7 protein-coding genes and 1 pseudogene are annotated in these 8324 nt (G+C 63.5%); 3 read left to right on the forward strand and 5 right to left on the reverse strand.

Annotated features, from left to right (window positions below):
* From ACIQ36_RS15875 to ACIQ36_RS15890, 4 genes and pseudogenes are all read right to left on the reverse strand, one after another.
* A partial coding sequence (locus ACIQ36_RS15875) for a chemotaxis protein CheA (RefSeq protein ID WP_395831071.1) occupies positions 1 to 795 on the reverse strand: 795 nt, incomplete at its 3' end.
* Positions 768 to 1319 (reverse strand): hypothetical protein, encoded by a 552-nt coding sequence (locus ACIQ36_RS15880; RefSeq protein ID WP_395831073.1) that lies wholly within the window; start codon positions 1317 to 1319, stop codon positions 768 to 770. The genes ACIQ36_RS15880 and ACIQ36_RS15875, both read right to left, overlap by 28 nt.
* 432 nt (positions 1320 to 1751) lie before the next feature.
* On the reverse strand, positions 1752 to 2219 hold the full coding sequence (locus tag ACIQ36_RS15885; protein WP_395831083.1) for a chemotaxis protein CheW: 468 nt from the start codon (positions 2217 to 2219) through the stop codon (positions 1752 to 1754).
* Positions 2196 to 2336, reverse strand: a pseudogene (locus ACIQ36_RS15890) (hypothetical protein); the annotation flags it as partial. The pseudogene ACIQ36_RS15890 and the gene ACIQ36_RS15885, both read right to left, overlap by 24 nt.
* Before the next feature lie 304 nt (positions 2337 to 2640).
* Between ACIQ36_RS15890 and ACIQ36_RS15895 the strand changes: the two are divergent.
* The 3 genes from ACIQ36_RS15895 to ACIQ36_RS15905 are packed head-to-tail and all read left to right on the forward strand — an operon-like array spanning position 2641 to position 6429.
* A complete protein-coding gene (locus ACIQ36_RS15895; RefSeq protein WP_395831075.1) occupies positions 2641 to 4734 on the forward strand; it encodes a glycosyltransferase in 2094 nt (697 codons plus the stop codon).
* Positions 4721 to 5566 (forward strand): class I SAM-dependent methyltransferase, encoded by an 846-nt coding sequence (locus ACIQ36_RS15900; RefSeq protein ID WP_395831077.1) that lies wholly within the window; start codon positions 4721 to 4723, stop codon positions 5564 to 5566. The genes ACIQ36_RS15895 and ACIQ36_RS15900 overlap by 14 nt, the downstream gene beginning before the upstream one ends.
* Complete coding sequence (locus ACIQ36_RS15905) at positions 5563 to 6429, forward strand: TylF/MycF/NovP-related O-methyltransferase (protein ID WP_395831079.1); 867 nt, start codon at positions 5563 to 5565, stop codon at positions 6427 to 6429. Before ACIQ36_RS15900 ends, ACIQ36_RS15905 begins: the two co-directional genes overlap by 4 nt.
* Here ACIQ36_RS15905 and ACIQ36_RS15910 read toward each other — a convergent pair.
* Entirely contained in the window at positions 6426 to 8105 is a 1680-nt protein-coding gene (locus tag ACIQ36_RS15910) for a DUF4166 domain-containing protein (RefSeq protein ID WP_395831081.1), read from the reverse strand. The genes ACIQ36_RS15905 and ACIQ36_RS15910 overlap by 4 nt on opposite strands.
* Positions 8106 to 8324 lie beyond the last annotated feature (219 nt).

Here is an 8324-nt window from a genome sequence, read left to right on the forward strand (position 1 = left end):
CAAAAGATCCGTTAGCCCAAAGAGCGGCAAGAAGCGGTCGTGTCGCAAAATGGCGCGCTGGCCGTTGACGTATTGAATGGCATCGCGCGGCACGGTGGCGGCTTCCACCACCATGCGTTCGGGGAAGGCCACCGTTTGGACCGAGGTTTCGGCGAGCAGAACGGTCAGCATCGCCGCCGACAGCGGCATATCGAGCCGGAAGATCGTGCCCTGGCCCAGCACCGTGCGCACATCGATGCGCCCGCCGAGGCGGGAGATATTGATCAGCGCCACATCCATGCCAACGCCGCGCCCGGAGGTTTCGCTCACCTTATCGGCGGTGGAGAAGCCGGGGGCGAAGATGAAGCGGTTGATTTGATCAACCGAGAGTTTGCTGCTGTCGGCATCGGTGGCAAGCCCTTGGGCGACCGCCCGTTGCTGCACGCGCTCGGTATCGATCCCCCGGCCATCGTCGCGGATTTCGATGACGATGCGATTGCCGTGCTGTTCGGCGCTCAGGCGAATATGCGCCAGCGGCGGCTTATTGACGGCCACCCGCTCGGTCGGGGTTTCGATCCTGTGATCGACCGTGTTGCGCAGCGTATGCGTCAGCGGATCGGCCAGCAACTCGGTCATCCCCTTATCGACCTTGATGCCATCGGCGCGGGCTTCGAAGCGGATTTGCTTGCTTTGCTCTTTGGCAACCTCGCGCACCATGCGCGGGAACCGGTTTAAGACGATATCGAGCGGAATAACGCGCAGCCCCAGGGTTGCCTCGTGAATGAGGCTCACCAGCCGATGTACTTCGGCTTCCACCTGGGAAAGATCATTCTGCTGGGGCTGCAAGATTTCGATTGCGGGCAGGATCGTTGGTTTTTCAGCGTGTTCGCGGCGCGCGGGGGCGACCAGGGCGTTTCGACCTTATTATCCACGAGCGCGCGGGCTTCGACGAAGGCAAGCTCCGGGTGGCCCGTCAAAATCGCGGCTTGCAGGGGCGCCGGGTTCTCGCGACTAACAAGCAGCAGGGCGGCGGCGTCAACGCCGCTTTGGCTGAGGGCGCGCGCCGAGGGTGCCGCCGTGCGCTGGGCGAGCCAGGTTAGAAACGCGCCGCGCTCCGAAGCTGCGGGCAGGGCAACCGTCACCGCGATAATCTGCCGGTCGCCGCCTGCGAGCATTTCGGTGAAGGGCGTCAACGCATCGTGTGAAAGATCGCACAGTTGGGCGGGGGCAATGACGGCGGTAAAAGGTTCAAGATTAGCGGTATCGACGGTGGGGGCGAGCGCCCGCAGCCGGGCTTCAAGGCCGTGGAACGCCACTTTCTCGGTCGCGACCAAGAGCATGTCGAGATCGGATCCCGCAAGCCGCTCGCGCCCGCCAAAACCGCCAGCCCCGGCAAGCAATCCGCCAGCATTTCGGCGAAATGGCGCAGGTTTTCAGCATCGGGATGCAGCGCGCCTTCGGGCACTTCGGGGGCACTCGCGTGCAGGTTTTCCCCATTTGCCCCAGGATTCAGCGCCGCTTCGAGGGCGTGCAGCAAGGCTTGCGGCGCGGGTTCGTCCAAACCGCTGACGATGCCGCGTTCGCGTAAAAGCCGGATACCATCGAGGCTTTCGATCAGCAGATCGCGGATGGCGGGGGTGAAACCCTGCCGTTCGCTGCGCACGTCCGCCAACAAGCTTTCGGCGTGGTGGGCCAAGGCTTCGAGCCCCCACGGGCTCAAAGCCTATGAGAACGAGCCTCGGGTATCCTCACTCTAACGCGATACCAAAGGGTTACAGGGGCGGTAGCAGCCGGTCGAGCGAAACCACACTCATAAGGCGATCTTGGATATGAAGAATTTGTAAAATCGGCAGATTATGGGCGTCTTCCGCCGGGCTAATATGGCTTTCGGGCACGGTTTCGATGGGCAAAACCTGGTGAACGATCACCCCGGCAATGCCGCCTTCCACCATCGCGAGCAGGCAGGGCGGGTTCGGCTCCAACAGGATCGGTTCGCCCCCAATGCTCAAGATTTGCCGCAGATCGATGACCGGCACGACATTATCGCCCACGTCGGCGAGACCGTGAAAGCCGGTGCCCCGGTCCGGGATTGGCGTTACCTCGATGGAGGCTTCCAGGCGCTGAATCCGGTCGAGCGGCACGGCCAGAAATTCCCGGCCAATCCGCAGGGTAAGATATTGGTGAAATTCCATCGGCTTCACAGGGGCGGCGAGGCTGATTTGCGGCACAATCTGGCCCATCGCCAGAACCAGCCCTTCGAAGGGCGGCGGGCTGAAGGGCAACGGGGTGACAAAAGTGCTTTCCGTAACGCCGATCACCCGGTCCAACGGAATAGCGAAACGCTGGCCCACCACTGCAACGGAGAGGTACCGAACGAAGCCCTAAACGGCGACCAGACTTTTGCGCTCCGCTTCGCCGCCCTCGGCATTTGCTGCCATTGCCTGCAAACCGTCCCGCTGGTCCGATAGTGGGTAAGTATCGGGGTGTAACCCTTAAACATCAATGGTTTTCATCGAATGCACTTAAAAGATGTGCCTGCTTCGAGCGCCTGCGCAGGGAGTGGATTGCGAGCACAGGAGTGCGTTTTGCAGGATCACGTCATGCCGATTGCTCAGCGTGTTAAGACTTTCTTATGCTGGCTCCCCCAATGGTGAAGGTGCAATGAAGGCGACTGGCCCCGCGATGAAAGATTTAACCGAGCAAGACCTCGCCCCGGCCTGGCAAGGCTTGGGTGTCGCCCTGGCCGGTCTGGTGTTAACCGAGACCGATCGGCATTTGCTCCGGGTCTTAGTCGACGGGCCACAGGCGGGGGATTCATTATTGCCGTCGCTGCCAAGCTACGCCCTGCGAAAAGTCCTCGCCGCCCGCCCGACCGAGGTTGCAGCGCGTTTATCGTTCTGGGCCAATCACGCCAATCCGGCGGTGGGCGACGCGCTGCTGACCGTTGCGGTGGCGGTCGCGCCCGATGACCCCGAGGCGCGGTTGGGGCTGGCGTGGCGGTGTTTCGACCGGGGGGCGCTCCCGGATGCCTTGCGTCATGCTGCCCACGCTTACCAAATCGCGCCGAAGGTTGCGGCGGCGGCTTACGGTTTCTTCTTACTGGAGACGGGCGATTTGCCGGGGGCTGACGCGGTGCTTCAGGCGGCATTGGCCGTGGCGCCCGACCATCCGCCGCTCCATTGGTATCGTGGCCTGCTGTTGCAGCGACAGGGGGATTTGTCCGGCACGGCGGTGGCATTGCGCGCGGCCTGCGCGCTCGACCCTAGCCTTCACGATGCGGCCTTCACCTTAGCTTGGGTGCTGCACGATTTGGGCGAACAGGCCGAGGCGGAGGTTTGGTGTGGGCGGGCGCTGGATGCGGAGGCAACCGGCGACAGGCAGATGCAGGCCGCTTGGTTTGCCCTCCGCCGCCGCGACTATGCGACCGCCGAGGCGCAGTATCGCGCGGCGGCAGAGAGTATTCCGCTCGCCGATCCCCGAAGCCTTCTGATTTATCGGCATTGGGCCGAGGCGCTTCAGTGCCTTGGCCGGGGGGAGGAAGCCCGGTCGTGCCTGACCAACGCGCTGCATGCCCACCCGGCGGCGGCCCCCCTTTGGTATCGCCTCGGCTGTATCGCCCAGGAGGCGGGGGATTGGCAGGCGGCAGACTATGCGCTGGGCCAAGCCCATCATTTCGTTCCCACCTGGGGCGACGCTTTTATTCGCCGCGCGCAGGTTCTGCACGGGCGCGGCATGGCCGACGGGGTGGTGTGGTTGCTCGAACAGGGGTTGTTCCTTGCGCCCGAAACGGTCGGCGCGCGCGCGTTGCTAGCGGCGGCGTATCGGGAGCAAGGAAAAACCAACGCCGATACAACCGATATCCCCGAAGCGTTTTCGCCCGTCCAAGACTCGCTGAAACCTGATCTGAGGGGTAAGGACCAACGGCGCGCCGAAGCGGCCAAGGCCTTCGTCGCGTGGCTTCAAAGCGGGCTGCCCCTGCGCTTACCCGTCGCCGATCCAACAAAGACGCCCGATATTTCGGTTGTCATCGTGCTCTTCAATCAGGTCGGTTTGACGCTCGAAACCCTCACGGCCCTGTCAGCGCAGACCGGACCGAGCTTTGAAACGATTTTGGTCGATAATGGGTCGATCGACGCAACCCCCGATCTCCTCGCCCGTGTGCAGGGCGCAAAAATCCTGCGCAATGCGGACAATAGGGGCTTTCTTTTAGCGGCGAACCAAGGCGCAGTGCGGGCGCGCGGGCGGCATATTCTATTTCTCAATAGCGATGCTTTCGTGCAGCCGGACGCGCTCGCGGCGGCACTGGCGCGGATTGACGGCGACGGTAGCATAGGCGCGGTCGGCGGAAAGATAATCCTAACCGATGGCCGGTTGCAGGAAGCGGGGAATTGGGTCGACCGCAACGGCGCGGCCCAGGGCTATGGCCGAGGGGATGATCCCGATGCGCCCGCCTATGGCTTTGTCCGCGAAGTCGATTATTGTTCCGGTGCGTTCCTGCTTGTGCGACAGCCCTTGTGGGCGATGCTTGGCGGGTTCGATCCGATTTTCGCCCCGGCTTACTACGAGGATACGGATTTATGCCTGCGGGTTTGGCGGGCGGGCTTCCGTGTTGTCTACGAGCCCTCTGCGCGGGTGATCCATGTGGAGGGCGGAAGCGCCGCAACCGAGGCTGAACCGATCCGGCTTATGGAGAAAAATCGAAGCCTCTTTATAGATCGGCATCCCGATGCGAGGGGACCCGATGCAAGCCTATGAAGCCCAAATGCTTGAGCGCGGTCAGCGGTTGATTGCTGCCGGGGATAGTCGGGGGGCGGAAGCCGTGTTTCTGGAGGCGCTGGGCCACGAACCAAACCTTCCCCATATTCACCTAGCTCTGGCCAATTTGCGCCTGCCGGGGCCGGATTACCCTTTTTGGTTGGCATGGTTGCACGATCAGCTTAATCCCAAGCTCTATTTGGAAATTGGCGTTGAGGCGGGGGATTCACTCGTGTTGGCTCAGCCGCCGACCCGCGCGATTGGGATCGATCCGGCGCCTGCGGGCGACCCGCGCGCGCGGTGCCCGGCCCCTACCCAGATCTTTCCGCTAACCAGTGCCGCGTTTCTGGCAAACCCGCCCCCAGAGAGCGGCCTTAGGGAGACGGGGTTCGATCTCGCCTTTATCGATGGCGATCATAGCTTCGGTGCGGTTTTGGCGGATTTCATCGCCTTAGAGCGGTTTGCCGCCCCCGGCGCGGTCATCGGCTTGCACGATATGCTGCCGCTCACCCCCGCCGCTGCTGCGCCTCAGCAGAAAACGGCCTTCTATACGGGCGACGGTTGGAAAATTATTCTGTGTTTGCGCGTTTTGCGTCCAGACCTACGCGTCTATACGATTCCGACCGCGCCGACCGGCTTAACCCTGGTGACGGGGCTCAACCCGCAGTCGACACTATTAGCTGAGCGGCAGGTAGACATTCTAGCAGCCTACCGCATGCTTCCGCCCGACCGGGCGATTGACGATCCGCGCGGCTATTTGGGCGTCGGCGTCAATGATCCTGCGGCGGTGGCGGCGTGGTTGGCGGCAGCGCGGCAAGAGGGCAACCGATGAGCCTAGCCCTGACTGAGCGTTACCTAGACGTATTGAAAAAATCCCTCCTGAACGAGCTTTACCCGGAGCTTGAGGGCATTCTCCACTATATCTTTCTCTGTCAGCAGGCGGGAAAGCCGATGGAGGGGGCTGTAATCCGCGATATTGCCCGCCTACGCCCCGATATTATGGCGCATCTCCAGGCCGTGCGCCACGAGGGGAATTTGGTGCTCTGGCCGGTCGAGGGGGCAGCGGCGCTCTATGATCCGCACCACATCAGCCAGCATACCCATACGATGATCGGGCGCTTGCGGCTTGATCATCTGCATCGATGTTTGGACGTGATCCGCCAGAACAATATCCCCGGCGATGTCATCGAAACCGGGGTTTGGCGGGGCGGGGCGACCGTGTTTATGCGCGGCTATTGGGCGGCGCACGGAGTTTCGGATAGGACCGTTTGGGTGGCCGATTCTTTCGCCGGGGTGCCCGAGCCCAGCGTTGCCGAGGATATAGACTATGATTTGAGCGCGGCGAAGGAGCCAGCGCTCGCCATCGATCAGGCGCGCGTCGAAGCCCTGTTCGCGCGCTACGATCTGCTCGACGATCAGGTGAAGTTTCTTCCCGGTTGGTTCCGCGAAACGCTGCCCGCGGCCCCGATTGACCGCCTCGCCCTCATTCGGCTTGACGGCGACCTCTATGAATCCACCTTCGATGCGCTCGATGCGCTCTATGACCGGCTGGTGTCGGGCGGCTTTCTGGTGGTCGATGATTACGGTGCGCTACCGCCATGCCGCCGGGCTATTGAGGATTTCCGCGCCCAACGCGGCATTACCGCGCCGATGGAAAGTATCGATTGGACCGGCGTCGCGTGGCGGAAGCCCTAAGCGGATGTTTCACCCGCGCGTTTTGCCACTAACCATGTTCGATACCGGACCAGCAGCCCGAAGACCGGTAAGGTCAGGCCAATATCGGCGTAAAACCGCCCCGTGGCGTCCAGGCTCTCGCGGGCGTCGGCGCGGGGGGCGAGGCTTTTGGGCAGCGGCAGGCCGCAAAAATCCCAGCCATCTACCGACAGGCCGAGTGCTTCAGTGCTCGGTACTAACCCCAAATGAAACCGGAAGGGGCCGAAGCGTTCGCGGAGGGTGCCGGTTGGGCCGACCGCGAGCCTTGAAGAAAACCGCCGCCCGGCGAAACTGCGGCTCCAGCGTTGGGCGGGCGGCCCGCCGGGCGGCGTGACATCCTCAATCTCGACAATGACCGGAATATCCTCGCCGGCGCGGGGGAGGTTCAGCCCCCGCGCGATGAGGCGGGTGAGGGGAGACGCGCCCGTTTCAACAGTGGCGCGTCCTTCCCAGAAGCGCGGGCTATCGTCGGCGTGGAAAGACTGTAGCGGGGCGGGCAGGCAGGCTAACCCTGCTGTACCCAAAGCTTGGGCCACCGGCGAGGATAGTTTTACGGGCGGATCGTGCGTCACGCGAATGGCATAGGGGGCCATTTCGGCTTCGATTGCCGCCAGCGGCAGCGCCTCGGTCGCGGCGCGCGCGCCTGGGGGAAGCGTTTCGCCCAACAAGGCTTTGAGCGCGGCGGCGGCGGGGAGCGTGGGAATATTCGGGCCGTGGTTTTGGCCTACCACCAGCGACCAGCGCGCCCGCGTGGCCTGCCCCGCCCCGTCCAACCCGGTGATTTCCACCCGCATGCCGCCCCGGTCGGAGGTAATAAGACGGGTCAGCTTGCGTCCGTGCAGCAGCCAGGGCACCCAGGTTTTGAGATTTTGGAAGAACCCCCAGCGGCGCAAGCGCGCGAGCGCCATTAGTCCCAATTGTTCAGGCAGCGACTCCAGCCCCGCCGAAAAACTCACCCGCGATTGCACCCGGTAGCGCGGCCCCAGGTCTTGCGGATCGAGCGTTTCAACAGCGGCCACCAACCGCCGCCCGAGCCCCGGCATGGCCACCCACCGGCCATTCTCCCAGCCGATACTTTGGCCAAGCGCGCCGTTGCGCCAGGCAGGAATCGGCTTTCCGGCATAGGTCAGAATCGCTTCGATCACCGCCGGGCCAACCTCGCTTTGCCCGCCGGGGGTGATGGCGATATCGATGGTGTCAACCCGCGTCCATCCTTGGGTCAGGGCCGCGACCACAGCCCCCGACAGGGCGGGGGTTGAACTGGCTCCGGCAAGGGCGACCAAGCCTTTTTCCAGCGCGAGCCCGTTCAGCGCCGCGCCATACCCCGCGAGATAATCGCGCGCGTCGGCAAGGTCGAGCACATGCGCTCCCACCCTCAGCGCGGCGGTGGCGGTGGTATAATCGGCCCCCTGAAACGGCCCCGAGGCATCGACGACAGCCCAGGGCGCGAGCGCGGTCAGCGTTTCGAGCAGGCGGTAGCGATGATCGAGCGCAACGCCGGAAACCCGCGCGCCCGGAACCTCAGCGGCGATTTGCGCGGCAAGAGCTTGCGCCTTCGCGGCGTCGCGCGAGGTGAGCACGATCTCCAGCCCCGGCCACTTGGCAATATGCCGGGCGAGGCGTTTGCCGAAAACGCCGGTGCCGCCAATAATTACCACGCGCTTGCACGCTATCACGGATCTGCCTTTCGCTTTGCCGTGCGCAGTATAGGCTAAAGCGCGGCCAGATGCGCGCGAAAGGCGTCGAGCGTTGCCTCATTACGCTTATAGAAAACCCATTGGCCGATGCGCCGCGGCGTCACCAGATCGGCGGCGGCGAGCGTCGCCAAATGGGCGGAAACGGAGGATTGCGACAGGCCGCAGCGTTCGAACTGGCCC

Origin of the sequence: Elstera sp. (genome assembly GCF_044372965.1) — a bacterium.
Classification (GTDB): Bacteria; Pseudomonadota; Alphaproteobacteria; order Elsterales; family Elsteraceae; genus Elstera.